Origin of the sequence: Oligoflexus sp., assembly GCF_035638955.1 — a bacterium.
Taxonomy (GTDB): Bacteria; Bdellovibrionota_B; Oligoflexia; order Oligoflexales; family Oligoflexaceae; genus Oligoflexus.
In genome coordinates, this window is sequence record NZ_DASQYZ010000161.1 from 79267 (window position 1) to 104734 (window position 25468).

Consider the following 25468-nt stretch of genomic DNA (forward strand, 5'->3'; position numbering starts at 1 on the left):
TGTATTTGCACTCTGACTTTCCTGTGTTTTTTGAAACAATCGAGGAAAGGGAAAAACCATGTCACTCGCTAAAAAAAATCTGATGGGTACTGACGAACAAGATCACACCGAAGGTCCGGTCGCGAAAGCCATCGAAGAGCAAACGGCTCGGCTTCCGTCTGACCTCTTCCTGTGGCTTGCGCTGGGATCCGTAGCGGCATCCGCCGTTCTGCAGGTTCGTGGCCAGAAAAACACCAGTAACTTTGTAGGCCAGTGGGCACCCACTTTGCTGATCCTTGGACTCTACAATAAATTGGTGAAGGTGGCTGGTTCGGATCAAAGGGATCAATCGATATTCTAATGAAAACCATCCCAGCTGTGGGGCGTTGGACCATCCAGCGCCCTCAAGCCCCCTTCGCAGTTTTCCGCGACAAAAATCAAATCCAGGATTAAGATCCCATTCAAATGAGAACTCCTACGTTGCCTGGGGTATGAGTAAAATACTGCAAAATTTACATTTCGATTTGCCTTTTGGCGGCGTGAGCTCCCAGTTTCTGTATGACAAAGTTGACATTGGCATAGGCTGGGTCGCCCTCGATGGCTCATTTCTTCACGTCAATTCCAAGCTGGGACAAATCTGCGGCTACGAAACGGAAGAACTCTGTAGAATTGGCCTTCTTGAACTGATGCCATCCGATGGCGAGCATGCGCAGTCCTGGTCCCAAAGGTTACGAGAGCGCCCCTATCAGAACATCAAGGATGAGGCCCTCATCCGCCACAAACATGGGCAAATCATTGCCCTCAGTACCGCTCTAACGCCCGTCTATGCCCCTACAGGCGACCTCAGTCATTACATTGGCATCTTCGAGGACATTACGGAGCGCAAGCTTAATGAAGGACTCCTGCACCAGCAGAGTCAGGTTCTGGAATGCATTGCCCGGATCCAACCTTTGAATCAGACTTTGGCCCGCATTGTCCAATTGATTGAGGAGCAGGCCAACGGCGTCCTGAGCACCATTTATCTGATCGATCAGGAAGGGTGTCTGCGATTGGGAGCCGCTCCCAGCTGGCCCGAGAGTTTCGTGCGCGCCGTTGATGGCGCCCGCATTGGTCCTGAAGCCGGTTCATGCGGGGCCGCCGCGTATTTCGGTAAACGGATCGTCTCATTGGATGTGACGCAGGACGATTGCTGGGGTGACTATCGAGAGTGGATTCTTTCTTACGGCATCAGGTCCGCATGGTCGACCCCGGTTCTCAGCAAGGATGGATCGGTCCTGGGAACCGTAAGCATGTGCTGGCGTGAATTGCGTCAGCCCACGTCGCGGGATTTCGCTCTGGTCGACGTGGCCACTCGTTTGATGGGCTTTGCCATTGAGCGTCAGCAGGCGCAGGATATTATCCTGCAGCAGCAGATGAAATTGGTTTCATCCTCAAAGATGGCAGCGCTTGGACAAATGGCCGGCGGCGTGGCTCATGAAATCAACAACCCCTTGACCGTCATCCAGGGTTACGCGCAAAAGCTGGAACATCTTGTGAAAAGCGACGACCTGAACGGTGAATCCGTCCAAAAAATGGCTCAGGCCATCAAGTCGGGGGCCCTCAGGATTACCAAAATCGTTAAGGGCCTGCGGGCGATTGCACGTGATGGTGAGAATGATCCCTTTCAGGATACAAGTCTTCAAACCATTTTGCAGGAAACTTTGGAAATGTGTCGCGAGAGAATCCTGAATAACGGGATCCAACTTGAAGTCGACGACGTGCCCCCGGATCTGACTTTGGAATGTCGCGCCGTGCAGATTTCGCAAGTTATTCTGAATCTTCTGAACAATAGCTACGACGCCCTTCAATCGCTCACGGAACGCTGGATTCGCATCGGCGTGAAAGCGCATGCGGAACGCATCACCCTGAACGTGACGGACAGCGGCTCAGGTATACCCGAACCGTTGCGCGAGCAGATCATGCAACCTTTCTTCACGACCAAAGACCTGGAGCATGGAACTGGCCTTGGCCTCAGTATATCAGTCGCCATTGCCAACGCTCATAAGGGTCATTTAGTTTTGGACACATCCTGTCCGAATACCTGTTTCGTTTTAGACTTGCCCCGGCGACAAACGCCTTGAGCACTCACCCAAGGAGCTGGTTATGGACAGTAATGATTCCAACATCAATGACTTCATAAGCCTCGTCTTGACCAACCTGACTAAAAATGGTTTTCCCGACAAGGCCGTTTCATTCCCACTGGAAAAGATGTATCAGTCTGCCAGTCAAAGGGGATTTTCCTTCAACAAAGTACGCGACATCCTTCGTGAGCAGGGCGTTGAAACTGAACTCACCGAGGAACGGGTGATTTTCACAGAGGCGCTGACCGAAAACGCGGGCCTCAATGACTTTGATCTGCAGCAGACGGCGGCGCAGATCTTTCAGCAAATGTCTCCAGAACAGCGAGCTGAGATTGCCCGCATGATGCAGGACATTCCTCCCGCCGACCTTGAGAATCTTAAACGTCAATGGGAGTCGATGTCCGACGAGGAAAAGGCGCAGCGTATGGAGGGCCTGGAAAAATTCATGCCGAATACCTGAGCGAGGATCAGCCGGCGCGTTTCATACTCAATGGAATCGGCATGGTGCGGCTGGTCACCGAGATACGCTGCAGATCGATCATCTTTTTCGATGTATCGAACACGAAGGTGACCTCGCCCTTGGCGTTGGTGCCGCCGGCTGTACTCAGCTTCCGATTTTTATCGACCGCCGTCACCTTCAGCTTCACCTTATCGAAGTCAATGGTGTTGCCGACCTTTTGATACTGTGATGACAAAAGGTTTTCCGGCGCGACATGATAGGTTTGATCAAATTTCAAACCTTTCATGTGCAGCGCAGGCGCATCCGCATAACCTTTGACCAGAAGGCGCCCGCTCGATTCAATCCTATAATCAGCCTGGCCTTCAGCTTGAATTTGATTGGCTTCCAGAACCATGACACCTTTATGCACAGTGGGCTTGACCGCGGCGTGGGCCATATTCAGTGAGGCTGGGGCTGCGAGGAACAAGGCCAGGGATATTGATTTGATCATAGCGCCATCCTTTATCAACTGCGATACACCGGCATGGGATATGCCTGATCTTACGATAGAGGATGAAGGTTCTGAAAAATATAAGATTGATACGGGCGGGACCAGCACACCCGACAAGGTGTGCCAGCATGCAATGTCAGTTGAAAAGTTCAGCCCGGATGGCGCCGGTGGTCGGGTTAATTGTGACATAAGGCACGTTATCACTTACCAAAGGCGGCAGGCTCAGTTGCTTTTCGTTTTGAATATCGAAGCCGATCGGAGAATCGTCATACGAAACAAAATCAAAAGTCTTGGGCTGCAGCTGGTTACTTTTTAGGGTGACTTCCAACGCACCAAGCCGATTCCAAGGCTGTTCAAAACTTGTGGTCAGATCAAGCGCAGCCTGGGTCGCCACCTGTCCCGCAAGTTCACGAAAGGCAGCTTCATTATAGCGATAAGGCACCAGCGACCAGGCCCTGCCCCGACGTTCCAGCTGCAACATTGTCCGCGCACTTTCATCAGCACCCTGCTGGACCCACAGCTGCATGCGGCGAACACTATCACCCTGGCTCTTGACTTGACCCAGGGCCAGAATTTTTCCTGGAGCATGGAGTTTGGCCAACACCTCCTGGAAATATTCGGCCTGCTCCGTTGCCACGATAGACGGCTGCACTATAAAAACCGCATCCATCAAGTCCGCGTCCGCGTTGGGATCCAGGCGCAAGCGGACGCTGCCTTCCGACACTGGAATTTCAACCCAGGTCACACCGTCCAAATCATGCAGAGCCGTGATGAACACGGGCGCTTCGATTCCAAGAGAGTTCCGCAAAGCTTTGCGCACCTTGGCCTTGAGGCGGTACAGTTCGGCCGGCTTCAGAGGCAGTGAATGGATATCCCTTTCTGCGGACGACGACTCAGGTTTATTGTGAACCGCACTGAAGGCCGCAGGGGAAGCCAGAATGATGCCAGCCAGCACGAAAATTCGAAGACGCATGGGAACCTGTCCTTCATAAAATTAAGACAGCTCCTTTACTCCGTCCTGGACTAATCTACAAACAAAATGTATCGAAGGTCCTCAGGAGAAAATACATGAAAAAGCCCATTTCCCTCGCCGCATTTGCTTTCGTCACGGGACTCCCGCTAAGTCCCGATCCTTTACCACCTTTCTGCCCGGTGGAAAATTTCCAGGCTTGTGGCGGTTCCCTCCAGGGGTCCTGGTCCCTTGAAGCCCAATGCCCGGACGCATCGGAAGCCATTCCCTGCGAATTCCCATTTGATAATATTGACGCCTGTCAAGGGGCTGGGAATACGGTTCAATGCCACTGGGATGGAACAGGTCAGATCAGCTTCACCAAAAAAACCATGCATATCCAGACCCAGGATGCCCTCGTGGCCCGCTATACATTAACCGATCTGTGCACAGCGGCCGTCCGTCCCGACGCTGGTTTGCCGGCCGAACGATGCGCGGCCCTTTCCCGTCCGCCCCTGATGAGCTGCACGTTGGAAAAGGACCTGTGTGTCTGTGATTCACGTGTGGAAGATGAACCATCGGTGGATAAAGTCACCTATACGGCATCATCCAATGTGCTGAATTTTGCTGATTTTCAAGCCTCATACTGCATCAAGGACGAACGGCTGACTCTCAGTTTTGAACCGCATCCGCGCAGCTGGAAATATTGGGTGCTGAAAAAGACTCAAACATCCAAGCGCTAAGAGTCCCACGCGCTGGACCCGGAATTGAACCTCTTTCCTGAGCATCGCACGCCATGGAAAGGAGGTACTCCGATGCCTTTTCTACACCGCAATGACTCGCCCGCATCCATTTCATGCACATTGACTGTGCTGGCCTCCGCCGACGCCCTTTATGAATTTTGCCAGGATCCCACGCACCTGGCCCAATCGGTGGCAGCGGCCATCGACATTAACATTCAGGACCCTTCGCATCTTCATTGGAAAATTCCTGCCAAAGACCACGGCAAAATCCTGCTCGAAGGCGATGCGGAATTGGTGGAAGACGTTCCGGCCAAGGTCCTCACCTGGCGCGGTGATTCCGCTTTATTGGAAGCTCGACTGGAATTTACGCCTGCGCCGGGTGACTTCGGCACCGAAGTTCGCTTGAGCGTTCATCTCGATCCCGGCGTGCACGCCGCCGCTAAAGTTGCGAAAACCTTCAGCGCTGCCCCCGAGATCGCTGTGAGCAAAGTTTTGCGTCATATTAAAAGTCTTGTTGAATCAGGCGAAATGCCGACGCTTGCCCACAATCCCGACGCGCGCAAACGCCGCCACACATCCGAGGAGGCCAGACTATGAGAGCTCTTTGCTGGAATGGGGTCAATGACCTTCGCGTCGAGACCGTACCGGATCCCACGATCGTCAACCCTCATGATGTGATCCTGCGGGTGACCATGTCGACGACCTGCGGGTCGGATCTGCATTTTATTGATGGTTATATTCCCACCATGCGTGAGGGCGATATCCTCGGCCATGAATTCATGGGAGAGATTGTCGAAACCGGAGCAGCCGTGAAAAAAGTGAAGGTGGGTGATCGCGTGGTTGTGCCGTCTTTTATTTGCTGCTGCGGCTGCTGGTACTGTAAACACAATCTCTTTTCGCTCTGCGACAACACCAATCCCAATGCCGAACTGCAGGAACCAATGCTGGGTTATCACACTGCGGGAGCCTATGGCGCGAGTCATGCGTTTGGTGGTTATGCCGGTGCCCATGCCCAATATGTGCGCGTGCCGCATGCTGATCAGGATTGTTTCAAAGTCCCCGAAGGCCTCCGTGATGAGCAGGTGATTTTTCTTTCGGATGCCGTGCCCACTGGTTTTATGGGCGCTGACTTCTGTTCCATTAAGCCAGGTGACACCGTCGCCGTCTGGGGCAGCGGTGGTGTGGGTCTGATGGCTCAGCAAAGCGCAAGACTGCTCGGCGCCGAACGCGTGATTGCGATCGACCGTTTCCCCGAGCGCCTCCAGATGGCCAGTGAAAAAGCTGGTTCGGAAACGATCGATTACTCTGAAGTCGACAGTGTCGTGGAGGCTCTCAAAGACATGACGGGAGGCCGTGGTCCCGATGCCTGTATCGATGAATTGGGTATGGAGGCCCATGGCACAGGTATAGGCTATGCCTATGATCGCGTGAAGTAGGCCCTTCATTTGGAAACCGATCGCGGTGACGCCCTGCGTGAAGCAATCCTGGCTTGCCGTAAAGGCGGGACGCTGTCGATCCTGGGCATCTATGGTCTTATGGATAAATTTCCCATCGGGTCCATTATGAACAAAGGCCTGACCATTCGAACGGCCCAGCAACACGGGCAAAAATATCTGCCACGTCTGCTCGATTACACAGCCCGTGGAGCCCTCGACCCCTCGTATCTGGCCACCCATCGCTTCTCGCTGGAGGAAGCGCCCAGAGGCTATGAGATGTTCAAAAAGAAGGAAAACGGCTGCGTAAGATCAGTCTTTGTTCCGGCCTAACAGGTCAAACGGCGGCATGGTATAAGAACCGAAAACGCAGAACCCCATCGCAGAGGATAAGGATGAAAACTCAAGGCAACACCATACTCATCACAGGCGGCGGATCGGGGATTGGTGTAGGTCTTGCCAGCCGCCTCGTCCATGCCGGTCTACGGCGCGACCAAGGCGGCCCTTCATTCCTTCACCTTATCCCTGCGGCATACGCTCCAGAAAACTTCCGTCGAAGTGATTGAGATCATTCCCCCAACCGTGAACACGGACCTGGGTAGCAAGGTCAGTCGGGCCAACCGCGACGAGCTGGATGGAATCTTCCGTGGTATGAATGCGTGACGTTGCGAGCGGCCGAAAAAATATGCGACTCCTCTGCATAGGCCTAACCCTCACTTGTCCCGAGCCTGCATTTCAGCTATCAAGCCTTAAGAATCTCTTAAAAACTCAATGCAGGTGGACACAACATGTTGGTGATGCAAAAGCGCAGACCTTGGCTTTTCTTTTTTGCATTCGGGGGATTGATCAGTGGCTGTCAACCGGCCCAGGAAGGGCCTCCAGCTTATGAACTGGCTCAGGGATGTTTTGCCATTCGCAAACCCTTGACGGAACAAAGGCTGGGCGCCAGCGGCCGATCCAGCTATCGTTTATTGGCGGATGAAGAACGATCGGCAGGCTCGGCCTTTTTTTTGAAGCCGACAGGCCTCGGCCGTTTTCTCTTGTCAGACGCGGAAGGTGCGCTGCTGGGGGCGGAGCACGGCGCCTTGCAAAGACGCTGGCACGCCGATGAAAAAGCCGAATGGACCATTCGCCAACTCGAAGTGGTTCACGAAGGTGAAACATACACCGGTGCTTATACGATGATTGCTGCTGCGAGTCAGTCCCGCTTAACCATGCGTCAGGGCTCATTGGCTTTGCAGCCCCTCGATATTCTGAAGCCCGAGGAAGTCGCCCTGGAATTTGTGAAACTCGACGCTTCGGCCTGCCGGGCCTTTCCCGAAGCTGAATTGAACGCTGAGGTCAGCCCGGATTTTGATCAACGTGAGCCATCGAGTGAAGGCGTATTCGGTTTTGTGGATTATCATACCCATCTGGCTTTTCCCAAAGCGCTGGGTGCCACGGCCATGTCAGGTCAAATTTTCCATCCTTTTGGAGTTACCGAAGCCCTGGGTGAATGTTCCAAGCTTCATGGAAAAAATGGCGAATGGGATCTTCTGGAAGGTCAAACATCAACCAAAGATGGATCCGGCCATGCGGTCCAGGGGTATCCTGATTTCCCCTACTGGCCCAATCGAACGACCAATACCCATATCCAAGCTTACTATCGCTGGATCGAACGGGCTTATCTTTCCGGCCTTCGCTTAATGGTGACCAATACCACGGGCAATCCCACGTTTTGCCAGCTGCTGGCTGTGATTCACCCCTTGGAGGCCGAAGGTGATTGCAAAAGCGATGCGGATACAGAAATGCAGGTTCGTTATATCCGTGACCTTCAGGACTATATCGATGCCCAGGAAGGTGGTCCCGGCAAAGGCTGGTTCCGCATCGTAGGCTCGGCTCGGGAAGCGCGGACCGTGCTCGAAAATAATAAGCTGGCGGTCGTCCTGGGCAGCGAATACGGAACTCTTTTCGACTGTACGGAGTCCTCATCCAAGTGCAATGAAGCCTACATCGATCAAAAAGTCGACGAGCTGTATAACATGGGCGTTCGCTCGGTATTCCCCATCCATCGCTTTGATAACGCTTTCGGTGGCACGCGCCCCGCAGGCGGAACCGGTGGATCATGGATGCATCTGACCAGCAAGCTCAGCACCAGTCACGTGGAGCACCTGGGTGACCTCCTGAATCCGGCCAAACTCCTGTTTAAACCCATCGGCGGACACTATTGGGAACTCGAAAAATGCCCCAGCGGCGTGGTCGGTACCCAAGGCATTCGCAGCATGAAAAGCTTTATCGAAGAGGACTTTAGTTTCCTGACGGATACGGTCAGCAAGGTTCCTATCGTAGGTGGCATTGCCGCCAAACTCCTGGGCTGGGTGTTCATCGATAAGCTGAAACCTCTGCCCGAATATACCGAATTCCAAGGCAATGGTTCCGCTTGTAACAAACGCCCACTGCAGGATATCGGCCGCTATCTGATCCAACGCCTGGCTGCAAAGGGCATGATCCTCGAAATCGATCACTTGAGTTACCCGACCCTGCTGGATACCTTGGGCACGCTTGAAACCCTTCAGTATCCGGGCTTTGTTTCATCGCATGGCTGGATTGAAAATCTTCCCGAAATTCGGCAACGCATGTTCCGTTTGGGTGGATTGATGGCAGCTTCCAACGGTCGGCCCCGGGATATTGTGCAAACGATTCTGCAGTATCAACGGGAGCGTGGCGAGTTTTTCCCTTCGTCCGGCGTTGGCATCGGGAGCGATATTCAGGGTGTTTCATCCCAGGCCAGCGGCGAAGATGATGTGACCATCACCTACCCGTTCCCATCGGTTGACGGTAAAGTCCAGTTCCTGCCGCCGCAAACCGGCAACCGTCGCTTTGATTTCGATCGCGAAGGGGTGGCGCATTACGGTTTGCTGCCTGAATGGATTGAAGAGATCCGACAACTGGATGCGCGACAGGGTACCGACGCGGTGCCTTCGCTGATGCGTTCGGCCGAGGCCTATCTGCAAATGTGGGAAGCCGCTGAGCAACGTGCCTCGTCGCTTTAACTGGCAACGGACCAGGTCTGCTGCCGCAGCGCCTCACCCTCGAGGGTGATAATCAGGGAAAAGCGGTAGCAGCCATTGGCAAGCGGCTGGTCGAGACGGATGGAGACCTGACCGCCCATTTCTTCCACAAAGTGTTTGACGGCGCTCATGCCCACGCCACGACCTGAGATGTGAGAAACCTGAGGGGCCGTCGATACCCCGTCCAGGAAGATCCAGGAAGCCATCGTTTCCAGACTCTCAGGCATCGGACCTGCGCTTGCAGGGCGGCCCACATGATCTCTAATTTTTTCGAGATTCAGGCCGCGTCCATCATCGGTGACACACAAGGTGATGCGACCCGCATTGCGTTGAATCTGGAAGCGGATCTGGCCCTTGGCACTCTTGCTCTGTTCCTGGCGCTCCCTTGCGGTTTCAATCCCGTGATCCAGTGCATTGCGAACCACATGCAGGAGCGAATGCCGCAGTCGGGCTGCCATGCGCAGCTCAAGCCTTTCATCATCCCCTTCGATCACCAGATCCGGATTCGGCTTGCCCAACACCCGAGCCAGGGCCTTCAGGTCACGACCAAGTCCTTGTATGATGTCATGGAGCGACTCCGTGCTCATCGCCACTAGGTTCTCGTACACTTCAGCCTGCGACCTGGCGTAAAGCCATTCATGAATGGTCCTGATAGGAACCTGTAGGACGGAATGATCCAGTTGACGACCCAGTTGATTTTGGGCCGTCTCCTTATAATGCTTGACCAGCTCCAGGAGGGATCGAGTTTGATGCTGTAAGGCCAACTGCTGGGACGCTGATCCATTCCAGTCGACCAGGCTCTGTTCGAGTTCGTGGGCGGCCTGGATCATGGCCAAAAAGTTAACAGAATGCGCCATACCTTTAAACGTATGCACATTGATCTTCAGGACCGGCATGGCGCTCAAGGCTTCGCTCAGAGGCATTAAAAGAGCGTTGAGACTGTCCCCCAGCAGCGCTTCCGCTTCATCCACAAAACGCTCAAAAACATAGTCCTTGGTCGCCAGGATTTCGGCCACGACATGCATGGTCTCGCTGTACGACTCGGATGCGAGCGTTAAGCGTCGGATCTCGCTCACGTCGCGGATCGAGACCAGCATTTTTTCAACCCGGCCTTCCGTTCCGAGCATCGGATACCAGTCGAACTCTAAAACTTTGCCATCGCGCATGACCACATCACCCAACAGATGGGATTCATTCAATTCAAAGGCCACAACCGGTTCATCGAAGATCATGAAGAGGATATTTTGAATTCGATCGAGAAAGGCCTCCGGTGCCTCAATCGCACGCAGGGCCGTGATCAGCGAATATCCCTGCAAACCCGGGCGGGCCAGAACAGTTTCCAAAAATCTTGAATAATCCCGACCGATCTTATAGTCGCTGTCTATCGTAAAAATGCCTTGTTTGATATGCGCCATGATCGAACGAATATGCCGCGTTTTCTGTTCCACGTCGTGTTCGAGATTCAGGTTAAGCTCACGCAGGCTTCGGTTGAGCATTTTGACTTTATGCTTTTCACCCTGAATATTGTCGCGCATCTTATCACCCAAGGCCAGCGACGTGAGTGAGGCTTCCACCACCCCACCGATCGCCGTTCCCCATTCAAAAAACGCTGAGTAAGGCAGAATCCCAAGGTTGGTCAGCGCCCACACCGCGGACGCGAGGATCATGACCAGCCAGCCGAGTGTGAAAAAGCGGGAAGGCCGGTAGTTCTTGGCCATCATGACTAATCCGGCCACGGTGAGAAAAATACTGCAAAGGAGGATGGAAACGATCGCCAGCATTGCCGAGCCCCGATAGGAAAACGGCAGCAAAAGTATGCCCAGCAGAGACAGCCCACCAATACCAACAGCACAGTAATACAAACGTCGACTGCGCTTTCTGAGCTCCAAAAAGGAAAGGCTGAATATCACGCCTGCCAGCGGTGTCGCCGAGCCATCAAAGACATAAAGCTCATTATTCAGAAACGACAGCCATGAATCGGGAAACAGCAGGCGTGTGAACCCTAAATCGCAGGCGTTTTTATAGAGCACCAAGGTTTGTAAAATGGCATAGAAAAAAATGCTAGGTTCTCGGGAGGTCAAAAACAGGGAAAGACTGTAGACAATGATAAGGCAAATTGCCCCAAGCAATGCAGCTGAAATGATCGATTTTGTGACAAACGACTGATGACCCGACTCATAATCATACACCTCAAGGGGGAGTCGCAGCAGGCCGCGGGTTGTAACTTTTAAATAGATGACATTGGGGCCAGGCGCACTTTGAAAAACAAAAGAAGGATGCCGGGCATAGGCGATGGCATCGCTCGTGGGACTCCTATCGCCGGAATGATACGCAGCCCAATTCGTGTCATCCCACTCATACAACGTGATCTTATCCAGGAAAGGATAATCCACGACGAGAATGCATTTTTGTTCGCCTGGAGCCTTCGACAACCATTGAATTTTTACCCACAGGGTTTGCGAAGTAAAATTAAGATCCAGAGAATGACCGCGAAAGATTTTCCATTCGACTTTGTTCGTGGGCGGGATATTGGGGACACCTTCTTGATCAACCAGATTATACTGCAGCCCCTTGTCCACCTGCGGGCAATGAGCCGCATGGCCCCACGCCTGGGCTGGCCACAGCAGGGTGAACATCAAGAAGAGGTTGAAAGGAAGCCTTGGCGTCATCAAGCATTATCTCGAATTATACGATTCCAATTCTCCTGTTCGGCGCTTTCCATGCAGGTCTGAAGAATCCTATGGAAAATGCTCATAAGGAAAGATTTGTCGTTATCCGCATACAAATACATCCTATTTCCCACACGTCGAAAACGAAGACATTTTTTTCTAAAAATCTCTGCGATGAGGGATACCCCGGATATGTTTTATAGAAGAATCCCTTTAAAAGGGTGGAAAGGTTTAAATGGTAACGACATCACTTTTATGAACATTGAGGAGACCCATTATGTCTGTTTTTACAAAAATCTGCGCTGGCCTTTTGATTTCGACCCTTGGCATGTCCGCATATGCCGCCCAAACTCAACCCCAAACTCCCGTCCAGGAGCCAGCTCAGCCCACAGTCGACTTTTCGAGTCCCTCTGAAGTGATTCAGGTGCTCCATGTGGGCGTCAGCTCTGAATCCAAAATCATCGATCTCGTGCGGGAAAGAAATCCTGACGAGGCGATGGTCAAGTTCATCGATCAACTCTCCACAGACATAACTGAATTCAACAGAAGGCTGGAAGAGCTGGCGTCCAACATGAGCGTGAGCCTGGCTCCTGAGCAACTGTCTGAAAATGCGCAAATGATTGAATCGCAGATGGCGCAAGAACTGCAAACCCTGACCCAAAAGCAAGAAGGCGAGTTCCGCCCTGCTGTCATCGAAGCTTTGGTCAAAAAGTATGAGCAAGCTCTGCAACTTTACACAGAAGTTGAGAAAGTCACCACCGATGAAGGTCTGAAAATCGCCATCGCTGAGTTCCGCCCCATCACCCAGAAGCACCTGGATGATATCAAGGCGCTGCAAACCGCCACAACTCAGCCTACGCAACCCACTCAGCCTGCACAACCAATGCCAGTTGAATAACGGATTTTTATCCTAAACACGCTGCGTGCAGATGAAGATTTCGGTCTTCATCTGCATATTGCAGCTTAAGCATGGTTATGCAAGTTTCGCGGTTGGTGCTTGTTCATGGGAAGCGACGGGAAGCCTTAGATTGAACTCGGATCGGAACGAGAAGGTCGCATGAACGTCATGCTCAGTTTTGGACTTGATGCGCTTCAACATGACCTCGTCCACTTCGTGGTCCAGAACCACCCGGAACTTCCCGCCAAGCGATCGGCAGTAGTGCCGAACGGCGTCCATACCGATGCCGCGACCCGAGATGAGCGTGGTTTTCCGGGCGGTTGAGAAGCCGAGCTGGAAGATGGCCTCGACCATGTCGTCCACGGTCGCCGACTCGGATAGTATGCCTTTTTCCAGGCCGACCTGATAAACGCGCGACAGGTTCAGACCTCGGCCGTCATCGCGGAAGATGACGCTGGCGTTCTTGTTGGAATCGATCGAGACATCAATGGTGATTTCGCCAAACGGTCTTTTACCCAACCGCTTCCGGTCTTCAGCGTTCTCAAGCCCATGGTCAACGGAATTGCGGATCAGGTGATGGAAGATATTCTGGGCGATGTCTTCGATTTCGTCATTCAGGATCATGAAGCCATTCGGGTTATTGATGACAACCTGAGGCACGGGTTTGCCGGTATCCTTGGCGACTTTCTCGAGCGAAGGCGCCACGAGGTCGGCAAAGAATTCTTCGAGACGGCGTCCTTTGGGGGTCGATTTCTGGTTGAAGAATTTGGAAAATTTTTCGTTAAAGATGGTTTCATAGGATTCGACGAATTCACGGCACGCGTTCGAAGCCGCCACGAGTTTTTCAAGTTTTTCCCCGCGTGGATCCGTCCCGGCATCTTTCAGCAGGCTTTCCACGTCATGCACGCTGTCAGCAATACGCGCGAAGCCCAGCGAACGAGCATTACCTTTGATGGTATGATAGGTCCGGAAAAGAATCGGATAGGCCAGATCCTTCTCCGTAGCCAAGCGCTTCAGGTTGGGATCGATTTCCCGCCAGGCATGAATGGTGCGGCTGATAAACTTCTGCGTCTTTTCAATATCGTTGGCCAGGATCTCGAGCAGCATGGCCGTTTCAAGCTCATTGCGTTGCGCCTTGGCACGCAGCTCTTTCAGCTCGGTGATATCCCGCAAGGCGACCAGGACTTTGTCCACTTCGCCGTCTTCATTCGTAATAGCACCCCATTCCGCCTCGATATGGAGCGTCCTGCCCTGATCCTGCAGCTGAAATTCGCGAACCAGCCGGGATTTGTTGGCTTCCCATCCCATATCAATATCCTGCCCGAACGAGAATTCCAGGGATGTGATCACCTGGGACACCTGATTGGCTGAGAGATTGGTATGCGAAAAAATGGCTTCGCTTAAATTTTGCCCCGTAAGGTTGCTCCGACCGATCATCTTCAGAAGGTGATCCGAGATCTCGGCACCCAGTTTCATATCCTCGCGAAAGGTAAAAATACCCTGATTGATATTCGCGAGTATCTCACGAATGTCCCGGGTGCGCTCCCGGACTTTACCGTCGAGGGTACGGATATTGTCTTCCTGAGTTGCAATCAGCGAGGCCTGGAGCTGCTTTTTCTCTTCGGCGTCTCTCAGCATCTGCCGCTCGGCTTTGAGCTTTTGGCTCTTGATCAGGTTGATGCGGGCGCCCAGAGCAAAGGACAGAAGAATCATTTCCACATTGGCGCCGATCAGCTGGCTCCAGTTCGTAATGAAGTTACGTTCCAGGATACCAACACCGGACAGAATCACCATACAGTTGCCGACGATCACAAAGGACCAGGCTATCGTGTAGTAGACCGCAGGGGCATAGCCTTTGATGCACATCCGCACACCAACGGCGACCAGGCAGATTCCCGAAAAGAACGACATGGCAATCGACAGGCTGAGCAGCTGGTGAAACCGCCCATGCAGGAAAAGAAGGTTGCTAAGGGCATTCAATGCGCAGATACCGACCAGCACCATGACAAAGCGATAAAAGAAGGGCGATTCGCGCTTCAGACTGAGAAACCCGATGGCAAACAAGCCCGAGCCAACGGAAATGCCGTCGACCATGAGGTAGAGGTCCCAGCCTGTGAGGGGAGCATCGGCCCAGGTGGAAAACATGATGTAAGGCAGGATACCGAAATAGGCCATGGCAAAGAAAAAGTAACTGGCCACATAGATAATGTAGAGACCGTAGTTGCTGTCGCGAGTCGTCACGAACAGGAACAGGTTATAAAGGAAAATGGTCAGGATACCGCCGAGCAAAAGACCGACGATGATCAGTTCTTTCAGCTTGGCATTTTTGATCAGAGTTTCATCGTAAAGCGTAAAGTCAAATACAACCCCGGAGGTGGTATCAACCTTTACCAAAAAGTAGTTGACGCCTGGGTCCAGATGCATTTCGAAAATGGGATGGCGGTAGGCAATCGGCCGGTCGGTGAATGGCAGCTTATCACCCAGTATGGTCTGGCTGATCACCTCACCCGAAGGACTGACTTTCATAAAACTGACTTGGTCGATGGCGCTGTAACCTGCTTCGAGGTAGAGCTTCTTCGCTGTGGAATCCGGATTCGTGACAGCGAAATACCCCCAGTGCGGCCAGCGACGATTGTATCCATACGAGATGGTTTTCTTGTCGCCATGGGCAGTAAACCTGGCATCAAAATCACCACGCATGATCCCGGCTGGCGTCATCTCTGCCTTGTCATCCGAGGCCGTGATTACATATTTCCCGATAGGGTCCTGCTGTCTCAGCATTTCGTCTGAAATAACCAGAGGCGGACTCGATATCGCTGCAAGATTCTGACTCGTGAGCAGACTCAGCAGGAGCCAAAACCCTGTAGTTATTGTTTTTTTACACAACATGAAATCACCCTTTCCACTGTCTTATCTATCGACACATCCAGTTTCAGAGTGAACTAAAATCTACAAAAACCTTTAAAAATGGCCTTTAGGTAAAGGTGCTTTGGCTACAGGAAACCGCAGGTGCGGCGGGGCCGGGTGCCCCGTAAGGGGAAGCCAGGTGCCCCGTAAGGGGCGGCCCTGATATTTTCAGCTTTCTTCTTTGAATCCATCGGGCGACTCAACTGGAATTTCTTCCGTCACATCGGACGAACTTGATTGTTCATCCTGGGCCATGACATCAAAATAATTGATGGCGCTCACCTTCACCGTGTTCGAATTTTCATAAGGGTCGGAGTTAAAAATCACTTTCACGGGGGTCAGGAAATTTTTCGCAACCCAGGATCCTTTGCCGCAGATTTTACGGGTATTGCCCGCAGCATCCTGAATGGCGACATGATCGAAAGCACACTGGGGATGGGTTTCTGTGTCGATGGTGATCGTGAAGTTCACGAATTTTCCATCCTGGCTTTCAAGAGTCGCCAGCAGTTTGCTTTCGTTACTGCCGAAAGGACCAAAGTTCAAAACCTTGGGGGCAATGGGTGCAGCCGCAGCAGGCGCCGCAGGGAAGGGATTGGTCTTACCGGACAAATTCTGGCCCGCTCGTATGATCCAGTCTTGAAATTCCGCCACGCCCGTATAAGTCCCGCCGCCCAGGCAACCATGCTGCTGGGATTCCGCTCCGCCCGAGAGGGCTCCGGCCACATACCATTCCGCGCCTCGTTTCACAAAGACAGGACCGCCCGAATCACCGGCACAGGTTCCTTTCAAATTTTGATTGGAAACGATCACGCGACCAAACGAGCCTCGACCGGAATAAGTGTTCGCCACCGCACGCAGGCGACCAAACGCGCCTCCACCCCGCTGGATGGTTTCACCGTAACCGGCCTGCACGACGGCTTCACCGGGTTTCAAAGGCTGACCGGCTGGCAGCAGCTTGACCGGCTTATACGTGGCAGGGATATTCGAGGCTAACTTCAGCATGGCAATATCATAAGGCACAATGAATTTGCCTGTGGGTTTATACTGGGCATGATAGACCTTGCGTTCCACAGGAATCACAACGCCTGTACCTTGTTGATACATGTTCGTTCGAAAGACCACGCTCATGGCTTTGTTCGAAACACAATGAGCAGCTGTCAGGATAAGATTGCTCGCGATGACGGTACCAGTACAACCAATCGAAAGACCAACCGTTGACACACGTTCGGGTCCCGTGCTGTTTTCAGCAACCTGACCGCCGTTGCGGATCAAAAGTTCAGAATCTTCCGGACCGGGTCGACTGCAGTGGGAACTGGCGAGGCCGATACTCACCATAAGCACGGCGCCCTTCAAATGCTTCAATCCGACTTTCATAGTGCCTCCATTCGATAGCTTGCAATTTTTGCCTGTGCAATATGCACACCGCCGTCACAACGGATGCAGGGCGCCCGAAGCCTTGGAAGGCATGGTCGCAGGGAAGCCGGGGTTTTCTTTCCGGTCTGTAAAGTTCATCAACTCACGACAGGATGGGCTGCGATTCTTCTTCCCTTGGCCTTATAGTCAGAGCGGAGTATGATGCTGGCTGGTTCCAGCGTTGAAAATGCGGAGATAAAGCCGACAGTGTCTCGTCCGTTGACACAGGCCTGGGAACCTGTTGGCAGATATTTCTGACGAAAACTTTCCGTTGGATGGGAGTTTTGGTAGAATGGAAATTTCAATCATTTATTGAAAGACGGCCTATGTTGCCCCTGAACCAGCTTGTCAATCGCCGCCTCATCACGGCCTTTATTATGGGTATGGCCTCGGGCCTGCCGCTTTTGATCACGATTACTCTTTTGCAGGCGCGGGCGAAAGATGCGTCGGTGAGCCTGGAAAATATCGGTCTGATGTCGCTGGTCGGACTGCCTTACACTTTGAAATTCATCTGGGCACCGCTGTTCGACCGGTACGCCCTGCCCTTTCTGGGTCGTCGTCGAGGCTGGATCCTGACCACGCAGGTGCTGCTCATGCTGGCCATTTGGGGTATGGGGTTCACCAACCCGGCTCAGGGAACCATTGGATTGTGGCTCTTCGTCGGGATGGCTTTCCTGGTGACATTTTTTAGTGCCAGTCAGGATATCGTGATCGATGCCTTTCGCCGCGAGGATCTGAGAACAGCCGAACTGGGTCTGGGATCATCCTACTATATTTACGGCTATCGCCTCGGCATGCTGGCCGTAAGCGGCGGCGGCTTGATTCTGGCCGATATTCTGTCCTGGCCCATGGTCTTTTTTATTATGGGCTGTTGCATCATTCCCGCCATCATCAACACATTATTTACGCCCGAACCCGTGGTGACCGAAACACCGCCGCGTACTCTGCGTGAATCCGTCGTGGAACCCTTCAAAGAATACTTCGCCCGTGATCAAGCCTGGCTGATGCTGTGCTTTATCCTGCTCTATAAAGTAGGCGATAATCTTGCCGCCGCGTTGACGACACCTTTTTATTTGGACCTTGGTTTCAGCAAGACTGAGGTGGGTGCGATCGTGAAACTCTTCGGCTTTTGGGCCACTTTGCTTGGTGGCTTTTTTGGAGGCGTGGTTCTTTTGAAGACCGGTATCAACCGCGCGCTCTGGCTCTGTGGATTTCTGCAGATGGCATCGACCGCAGGTTTTGCGATCCTCGCCGCACGTGGGCATGATATTGTTACGCTCGGTGCTGTGATCTCCTTTGAAAACCTGGCGTCAGGAATGGGAACGGCGGCGTTCGTTGCCTTCATGGCAAGTCTGGCCAACAAACGTTTTACCGCCACACAATATGCGCTTCTTACCAGTTTAATGGGTGTGCCGCGGGTGCTCCTCAGTTCCGTCACAGGGTTTTTGGCAAGCAGTTTCGGCTGGTTTTGGTTTTTTACCTTCTGCACCGTCATTGCCATTCCGGGCATGATCCTGTTAGCCCGTTTCGCTCCCTGGCGCCGCGATCACGTCGCCGCCATTCCCCCCCAGGCCTCCACAAATTCTTCACTCTCTTAAACAAATTATTCAAAATGGCGGTTCTAAAACCGCCTTCATATCTTGAATTTAGTTTGTTATAAGATCGAACAAGATGGGAGATTGCATCAAAATTCATCACCTTTGATTTGGGAGTGCCTGATGCGCGCTTTCATTCTTACTGTTCTGCTGTGGGCCCATGCAACCGGAGCCTCAGCTGCGGCCTGTGAGACCTTGCAAGCCTATCCATCGGCCATCCTCCAGAGCATTGAACAAGGGTCCTTGACCATCCCGGCGCGTGAAGCGACCTTCCGCAGCGAGCTCAAGATTACGGGCCTACCCGCTTTCTGTCGGCTCCTGCTGCAGTACAGGCCTCGACCAGCATCCGACATAGGCATCGAAATCTGGCTGCCGGTAAAAAACTGGAATGGTCGCTATCTGCAGATTGGTAATGGTGGCTTTGCCGGAACCATCCATCATCATACGCTCGCTCATTATCTCAAACGTGGTTTTGCCGTCGCCGGGACTGACAACGGGCATAAGGCCTATGATGACGACACACTTTGGTCGATCGGACAGCCTGAAAAAATCGTGGATTTTGGTCATCGGGCTGTGCATGAAACCAATCAAGTCGCCCAGGGCATCGTGAAAAAATTCTATGGCAAAGCCGCAACCTATCGGTATATGACGGGCTGCTCGGACGGTGGGCGCGAGGGGCTTATGGAAGCGCAGCGTTATCCCGAGGATTTTGATGGCATCCTTGCCGGCGCCGCGGCCTTGCGTTGGACGCATGGATTCACCGCTCTGCTTCACGTCCATCAGGTCCTTGCCAAACTTCCTGATAAGCTGCAGCAGCCCCACATCCAGGCCCTGAGTCGTGAGGCTCTCCGGCAATGTGATGCCGCTGATGGATTAAAGGATGGGATCATCGATCCTCTGGCCACCTGTCAGCCGAACTTGAAAAGCCTTCTGTGCCCAGGTTCAACAGACTGTCTGTCGAAAACTCAAATCGCCGCCGTGCAGGCCATTTACGATGGTCCCCCGGGCGTTCATGGTTTTCGTTTTACACAAGGCTTTGAGGCTGGAGCTTTTCAATGGCCGACCTGGTTTACCGGACCCACCATGTGGGGCGCACCTGAGCCTCTTGCGAAGGGCCTCGCCTACGCTTTCTTCGGACCGATGGTGTATCAAAATCCCAGGCAGGATATTCTACAGCTTCCTATCAGGGAGGCCGTGGCCAAGGCCGATCGGGAATTGGCTGCTATCCTGAATGCCGACCGCACCCAACTTTCACCCACGCACTCCAAAATCATTCATTACCACGGCTGGGCGGATGCAGCTGTTCCCGCGCAGCATGCGATCGATTACTACACGCAGGTGTTAAAAAAGTATCCCAAGGCGCAGGACTTCTATCGGCTTTTCATGGTTCCGGGCATGGGCCATTGCCTGACAGGAGCCGGCCCTCACATCTTTAATGGCGTCGATAATCAAGGGGCCCCGGAAGACCCGCAACATGATGCCCTGCAAGCGCTCTTGGAGTGGGTGGAAAAGGGACGAGCGCCAGACGTTCTGATCGCCACTCAATTTCAGGGCGATAATCCAAAAAATAAGGTGCAAAGAACCCGCCCGCTTTGCCCCTATCCCGAGCGCGCCCGCTGGAATGGTAAAGGTAACGTCGACCATCACGAATCGTTTTCATGTCAATGAACTGCTCCACCGATTGCTGTCTTTTGGAATTCAATGGCGAGGCTGATCATGTCCATATTTTGATGGCACTCAATCCAAAGGCGCAGCCATCCAAACTCGTGGGCAATCTGAAAACGGTAAGCTCCCGCATTATCCGCAAGGAATTTGCCGAACACATTCAAAAATATTATTGGAAGCCGATTTTTTGGAGCAGGACGTATTGCCTTCTGACCGTTGGCGGCGCTCCACTTTCAGTGCTCAAGCAATACATTGAAAATCAGGCCGAAGTGGAATAGGCCGCTCACCTCGCTTGGCTCGGATCACGGCAGCCCTGTTTCACCACCAGCCAAACCCGTCTGGTTCCTCGCCGGCTCGGGACGGGCTATGGCTGGAGTACTTGCCGACAATCCGATAGAAGATCAGTTAAGGACGGGACAACTTGAAGTCGTACTCAGGCCATATGCCTGTAAAGGAAACGGCTTTTATTTGTATTATCCTAAAGGGTCTCAGGTCTTGCCGAAGCTTCGCGCATTTATTGACCATATCAAGAAGTAATCTTCACCTGAGCATAAAATATTCAGGCAGAGTCTGTATGCAGTCCCTATCGGCGAACTTTGGTAACTCGCCGCTTCGGGAATTTGCATAGATCGTGGGTCCGAGTGGTGTGCCCATCTTCCCAGCCCCAACTGCTGTCATTATAAAAGGACAGTCGCAAACGCAATCCCAACGCCAAGCGCCCCTATGACGTAGGCATAGGGCTTCTTTTTTATCGTGCCATCAACATCGTAGAGTTTCCCTCGCAAATTTTCCGAGATGTGCTCCCATGAGTTACGGGCATTATCTTCAAAGTTATGTAAGGTGAGACTTAGATGGGGCCAGGATTCCAAACTCCCAAGCTTCCCTTTACCATTTTGCGAATGATTTTTTTCATGAGGCTGCTGCTTTTGGGAAGGAGTCTCCTGAGTTTCTGAAATTGATTCCAAAAGGTCCTGGGTCGCATTTTTCGCAGAATGCTTTTCATGGGTCGCTCGAGCATTCTTGCTGCTAGTTTTTTTCCGTTTATTTTGAGTTGACGCCGCGGATGAGGCGGCCACGGACGATTTTTTTGCAGAAGATGCGCCTGATCTTTTTGAGTTGCTACTACCGTCTTTCGCCGCAGTAACTTTTTTGCGCGTTGGGCGGGATTTGTCGGTTTTCCCTGCTTTTTTCTGTTTTTTGGCACCTGGGGTTGTGGTCTCTGTTTGCATATTAATGCCCCTTCTATCCATGTTTACAATGCCGTTCACAGATGACCAGCATCGGCAAATGCCATTGCAGGAAACGGGCCAGGGGAAAACCCCCCTGGGGAGACCAGCACCTGCACTCAGGAGCCCACATCCGACTTCGTTCGAGATAGCAGCACGATCACCGGTGCCTTGATATTCAGAATCTCTACTTTTTAGTTGCTGGAAGCGGTGAAACTCCATGCGTTCCCTTGGAACTTGACCCTATATTTACGCCAATATCGTGAACGGCGATCAATGCTTCTGGAGCCCGTTTCCCAACGATCTGAATGTTCGAGAAACCTTCTTCGAGCTCTCTCATGTCTTCGGCGCTTAACTGGACGTTGCCTGCCCCCATGTTCTCACGCATGTGGTTAAACCTGGTTGTGCCTGGAATAGGAACGATGAATGGCTGGATACTAGATAGCTTTACGGACCAACTGAATTACTACCGGGCCTGGTTATTCGAACAGAGAACTATATCGTCGACGTACGACCATTAACCCGTATGTCACCACAAAAAAGCCTAAAGCCAAGATTATTAACCGATGTACGGCCGACTCCAGGTTCCGCTGAGCAATTTGCATAGTGAAAAAGTATAAAATCCAATGAGCAAGAAAAATTGCGCCGTTGGCCACTATGGCTCTTGTTGACATACTAACTTTCTTTTCATTCTTGTCTTTATTATTGCGCCACATAAGATAGTCACCGCGTTGTCGAATGGTTTCATCAAGCTCAGCAATTGCCATGTCGAGTGAGTTTCGTTTGACTTCCATAACCTTGAGATAGGTACCCTTTGGGCCTGGTGTTCGGGTTAGACTGGTGCTACTGCTCGCTCATAAATCCTCTCTGGTTAGTGACCCTGCCCCACAAGGAGTCGGGAGGCTTGCGGATATTGAGGCATGAGATGGTAAAAGGGCTGGTGAAGTGTATTTCTGTTCGGCGTGCAGGAGCCATGGATGAACATGGAGCTGGAAGCAGCGTGCTCAAATTTGGCGCTGGAATAAATACCTTCGTTTTTGATACAGCTTTGAGGACGTAAGGCAATTAAGACTGTGAAGGTGAGGAGTACATGTTTTGCCGGTTAAACGGTCATATTCTTTGACAATACTTCAATCGAGCGATATTAACCTGGCGACTGCTGTCTCTAAACTGCTCTAGGAGCTGGATACGCCATGAAGCGACTTGCATATTTGCCGCTAGCAATTCTCAGCATCATGCCTGTAACAGGTTTTGCTCATAAGGTTCCTTTTGGTGCAGCCCATTGTGCGAATACTGATGAAGAGGCTGATGTTGAAGAAATTCCATTATGCGCTGAGGAAGAAAAGGAGACAGCGGCAGCAACGGCGTTCTGTCTATTTACAAGCCGCACTGACATTACGAACTGTACCGCAAGACTTCTGAATTTTGGCATGGCAGAGTCTGCGGGAAAATGTGTTGATGAAGCTTTGCAGAATCTGGTTGATTTAAAAATTGAGCTTCATGGACATAAAGTAGGCGGTGGACCTACTTCGACTGAAGGTGGTTACTGGCACTTGGAATATCGCTATAGCAAACAGGACGGCTGGCACCGCCATGACTGGGGCGCTGCGGCAAGGGATAAAGCTGGCCGAGAAAATGGTACTGCAGCTGTTCGTGAGGCAAAGGACAGTGCTGCTGGAATTAAGACGACGACCGAGGCCGCCAGCGAAACAAGTTTCTTAGGAAAATTCGGATTGGATTTTGGAATAAAGGGAGCTGCAAACCTTGCTCACGAAGCTGGAGTGGATCATAGAACATCAAAAGGAACATCGGTTGAAACAGGGCCGATAGGCGATAAAGAAGCCAAGAAAATTTATGACGTTGCTTATAAGTTGGGCGCAGCGAATCCCAATGTGACAACTGTCAGTCCAGACATTATGTGTGAGAAAGACCAGCCCAAGTGCGGAAGCAGCTTCTCGCGCGATATTATCAACGAAGACTTCATTCCTAAACCTAAAAAGTCGGATGAAAAGTCGTCTGATACAGGTAGCAAAGACGATTCCAAATGCACTTCCCATTGCAGTTCCGACAAAAGCAGCAAGTCGCCCCCACCGCCTTCCAGTAATTCTGATAAGACTGGGAAAATCGATCATAAATTCGTCGGCTCCTATGCTGGAGACCCTTCGCCAGTGACGAAGCCTGGAGAGATGTTGGCGTCTTACGATCAGGTTGGTCTCAACCCTGTGGAAAAATGTCTTTTTGAAACGTACAAAGAACAGGTCTCAAGGGATACAAACAAGTCATATAACCCTGACGGCCCCAACAAAACTACAGAACAGCGCAAGAAGGAAGCCCAGGGTCTTTTGAGAAAAGGCATCTGTAATGCGAAATACTTTGGTCCAGCTTTCTGCCAGAAGCATAAGACATTCAAGCTTACCGGGGGTCAGATGCAAGATCCGCAGGATGAAAAGACAACGAAACTTGATGAACTGAAGGACCTTGAAAAGATGGATTTTGGCAATCCCAAAGACTATGAAGACAAGACTCCTATCGACTTCAGCCATACTCCAAAGACATCGCCTGACGATTCGGATGATAAGATTATTGTTCGTCCCGGTCGCAATTAATAGCGGATGTTGGCTGTAGTTGTGCGAACGCCTCGGTTAAGCTAAGAAAAGTAAGACTGTCGAACGCCCCTTGAGCCGCGAGGTTTGGGGGTTTTTTATTTTGCCCTAGGCTTCCAAGTTCGGCTACAACAACCGAATTCATAACAATCTCGAGATGAAGGCAGTTCATGTATAAATTCATTATTCTCACTGGTGTTGTCATGGGCCTCGTGTGGGGCGTCTATCACTTCAATCGCGCAGATGAAACCGACGGTCCTGAAAAAGAGTTGGCCGTTGCTGAGAAAAGGCAGTCTTATGAAAATAATGAGATCGCATCAGAGTTAAGTGAGCCCAAGCCAGAGGATCGAGAAAACCGGATCCAGGATTCCGCAGCAGCTGACCATGGCTCTGCAGCCCCAAGCGGATCCTCGCATGAAGCCATGACGCCCGCAGGCCAGGGAACAGAAGAAGAACCGCAACCCTTGTCAACCCCAAGCCCTCATCCTAACGAGATGGACAACAAAGCACTTCCAACACTCGAAGACCCCGAGCTCAACTGGACCACTGCAAGACCCCTAACATCACCTGAGCTCGTTGAAGAATTGAGTGGGACATACCGTGGAAGCATCATTCTTATCACCGGGGAGACCATTCCTGCGGAATACAGCCTGCAAGGTGAAATACGCGAAGCAGCTTTCACAGGGCGACAGTCCATGAACATTGAAAGACCCAATGGTATGACTGACACTTTCGTTCGCAGCGGAAAACTCGATTTTATTCGGCTTATGCCAGATGGGAATTCAATTCTCTTTGACGACGGCGTGCCTTTCAAGGGGAACTCCGCCGGCCGGATTTTCCAGATGAAAGCTTCAGGCGCGAGACTGATTGGAAAATATTATGTGAGGGATTCCAGAACGGAAAAGTGGAACCTCAAAGGCTCCATAAGTCTCTCAAAAGAATGATGGTCATCCATAATCGTGCAGACCTGAGGGTGAGTCTCGTGCTCGAAACGCAAGCGGCGTGTGAGCCGGACCCCGCCAGCATCTCGCTGCCCGGGGTCTGCATCGCATCTGGCAATACGCCAGATTTATACAACTTAATTAGGGTATAAAAAAAGAAAAAAGCGGTCGGTGAGGGATTCGAACCCCCGACCTACTGGTTCGAAGCCAGGTACTCTATCCAGCTGAGCTAACCGACCAATTTCGCTAACCCTATCGGAACAGCGTCTCTGGGTCAACCCGAAAAGAGAAAAGGCACAGGGACTGACCCTGTGCCTCTTGAATATT

18 protein-coding genes, 1 tRNA gene and 2 pseudogenes are annotated in these 25468 nt (G+C 52.0%); 14 read left to right on the top strand and 7 right to left on the bottom strand.

Annotated elements, in window-relative coordinates; translation table 11 throughout:
• The first annotated feature begins 58 nt into the window (after nt 1-58).
• The 3 genes from VE954_RS15185 to VE954_RS15195 all read left to right on the top strand — a co-directional run bounded on the left by VE954_RS15185 (nt 59) and on the right by VE954_RS15195 (nt 2559).
• Entirely contained in the window at nt 59-340 is a 282-nt protein-coding gene (locus VE954_RS15185; protein ID WP_324954192.1) for a hypothetical protein, read from the top strand.
• A 130-nt stretch (nt 341-470) separates the two neighbouring features.
• Nucleotides 471-2099: a PAS domain-containing sensor histidine kinase gene (locus VE954_RS15190; RefSeq protein ID WP_324954193.1), complete on the top strand. Its 1629-nt coding sequence runs from the start codon at nt 471-473 to the stop codon at nt 2097-2099.
• Between the two features lie 22 nt (nt 2100-2121).
• The gene (locus VE954_RS15195; RefSeq protein WP_324954195.1) at nt 2122-2559 is read left to right on the top strand and encodes a hypothetical protein; all 438 of its coding nucleotides are present in this window, start codon (nt 2122-2124) and stop codon (nt 2557-2559) included.
• 7 nt (nt 2560-2566) lie between these two features.
• On the opposite strand, the gene VE954_RS15200 is transcribed toward VE954_RS15195, so the two are convergent.
• On the bottom strand, nt 2567-3049 hold the full coding sequence (locus VE954_RS15200) for a hypothetical protein (protein ID WP_324954197.1): 483 nt from the start codon (nt 3047-3049) through the stop codon (nt 2567-2569).
• A 136-nt stretch (nt 3050-3185) separates the two neighbouring features.
• Nucleotides 3186-4022, bottom strand: a complete 837-nt coding sequence (locus VE954_RS15205) for a hypothetical protein (RefSeq protein WP_324954199.1) — start codon at nt 4020-4022, stop codon at nt 3186-3188.
• 95 nt (nt 4023-4117) lie between these two features.
• Between VE954_RS15205 and VE954_RS15210 the strand changes: the two genes are divergently transcribed.
• The 5 genes and pseudogenes from VE954_RS15210 to VE954_RS15235 all read left to right on the top strand — a co-directional run bounded on the left by VE954_RS15210 (nt 4118) and on the right by VE954_RS15235 (nt 9206).
• Nucleotides 4118-4741 carry a hypothetical protein gene (locus tag VE954_RS15210; protein WP_324954200.1) on the top strand — a complete coding sequence of 208 codons (624 nt, stop codon included), beginning with the start codon at nt 4118-4120 and terminating at the stop codon, nt 4739-4741.
• A gap of 72 nt (nt 4742-4813) precedes the next feature.
• Nucleotides 4814-5338 carry a hypothetical protein gene (locus VE954_RS15215; protein WP_324954202.1) on the top strand — a complete coding sequence of 175 codons (525 nt, stop codon included), beginning with the start codon at nt 4814-4816 and terminating at the stop codon, nt 5336-5338.
• Nucleotides 5335-6507: pseudogene (locus tag VE954_RS15220) on the top strand (zinc-dependent alcohol dehydrogenase). The gene VE954_RS15215 and the pseudogene VE954_RS15220 overlap by 4 nt, the downstream one beginning before the upstream one ends.
• A gap of 144 nt (nt 6508-6651) precedes the next feature.
• Nucleotides 6652-6828, top strand: a pseudogene (locus tag VE954_RS15230) (SDR family NAD(P)-dependent oxidoreductase); the annotation flags it as partial.
• Nucleotides 6829-6962: 134 nt separating this feature from the next.
• Nucleotides 6963-9206, top strand: a complete 2244-nt coding sequence (locus VE954_RS15235; protein ID WP_324954210.1) for a hypothetical protein — start codon at nt 6963-6965, stop codon at nt 9204-9206.
• Here VE954_RS15235 and VE954_RS15240 read toward each other — a convergent pair.
• A complete protein-coding gene (locus VE954_RS15240; RefSeq protein WP_324954212.1) occupies nt 9203-11893 on the bottom strand; it encodes a 7TM diverse intracellular signaling domain-containing protein in 2691 nt (896 codons plus the stop codon). The genes VE954_RS15235 and VE954_RS15240 overlap by 4 nt on opposite strands.
• A gap of 277 nt (nt 11894-12170) precedes the next feature.
• Here VE954_RS15240 and VE954_RS15245 point away from each other — a divergent pair, with 277 nt between their 5' ends.
• A complete protein-coding gene (locus VE954_RS15245; protein ID WP_324954214.1) occupies nt 12171-12791 on the top strand; it encodes a DUF4142 domain-containing protein in 621 nt (206 codons plus the stop codon).
• Between the two features lie 75 nt (nt 12792-12866).
• Here VE954_RS15245 and VE954_RS15250 read toward each other — a convergent pair whose 3' ends face one another.
• Together VE954_RS15250 and VE954_RS15255 are read right to left on the bottom strand one after the other, a co-directional pair.
• Entirely contained in the window at nt 12867-15680 is a 2814-nt protein-coding gene (locus VE954_RS15250) for a 7TM diverse intracellular signaling domain-containing protein (RefSeq protein ID WP_324954216.1), read from the bottom strand.
• A 186-nt stretch (nt 15681-15866) separates the two neighbouring features.
• The gene (locus tag VE954_RS15255; RefSeq protein ID WP_324954218.1) at nt 15867-17072 is read right to left on the bottom strand and encodes a trypsin-like serine protease; all 1206 of its coding nucleotides are present in this window, start codon (nt 17070-17072) and stop codon (nt 15867-15869) included.
• Between the two features lie 365 nt (nt 17073-17437).
• Here VE954_RS15255 and VE954_RS15260 point away from each other — a divergent pair, with 365 nt between their 5' ends.
• From VE954_RS15260 to tnpA, 3 genes are all read left to right on the top strand, one after another.
• Nucleotides 17438-18709 (top strand): AmpG family muropeptide MFS transporter, encoded by a 1272-nt coding sequence (locus VE954_RS15260; protein ID WP_324954219.1) that lies wholly within the window; start codon nt 17438-17440, stop codon nt 18707-18709.
• Between the two features lie 120 nt (nt 18710-18829).
• The gene (locus tag VE954_RS15265; RefSeq protein WP_324954221.1) at nt 18830-20374 is read left to right on the top strand and encodes a tannase/feruloyl esterase family alpha/beta hydrolase; all 1545 of its coding nucleotides are present in this window, start codon (nt 18830-18832) and stop codon (nt 20372-20374) included.
• Complete coding sequence (gene tnpA / locus VE954_RS15270) at nt 20365-20649, top strand: IS200/IS605 family transposase (RefSeq protein ID WP_324954223.1); 285 nt, start codon at nt 20365-20367, stop codon at nt 20647-20649. The genes VE954_RS15265 and tnpA overlap by 10 nt, the downstream gene beginning before the upstream one ends.
• A 399-nt stretch (nt 20650-21048) precedes the next feature.
• Here tnpA and VE954_RS15275 read toward each other — a convergent pair whose 3' ends face one another.
• Nucleotides 21049-21600, bottom strand: a complete 552-nt coding sequence (locus tag VE954_RS15275; protein ID WP_324954225.1) for a hypothetical protein — start codon at nt 21598-21600, stop codon at nt 21049-21051.
• 1190 nt (nt 21601-22790) lie between these two features.
• Here VE954_RS15275 and VE954_RS15280 point away from each other — a divergent pair.
• On the top strand, nt 22791-24203 hold the full coding sequence (locus tag VE954_RS15280) for a hypothetical protein (protein ID WP_324954227.1): 1413 nt from the start codon (nt 22791-22793) through the stop codon (nt 24201-24203).
• Between the two features lie 167 nt (nt 24204-24370).
• Entirely contained in the window at nt 24371-25144 is a 774-nt protein-coding gene (locus tag VE954_RS15285; protein WP_324954229.1) for a hypothetical protein, read from the top strand.
• Between the two features lie 162 nt (nt 25145-25306).
• On the opposite strand, the gene VE954_RS15290 is transcribed toward VE954_RS15285, so the two are convergent.
• Nucleotides 25307-25380: transfer RNA gene (locus VE954_RS15290), tRNA-Arg, on the bottom strand.
• Between the last annotated feature and the right edge of the window lie 88 nt (nt 25381-25468).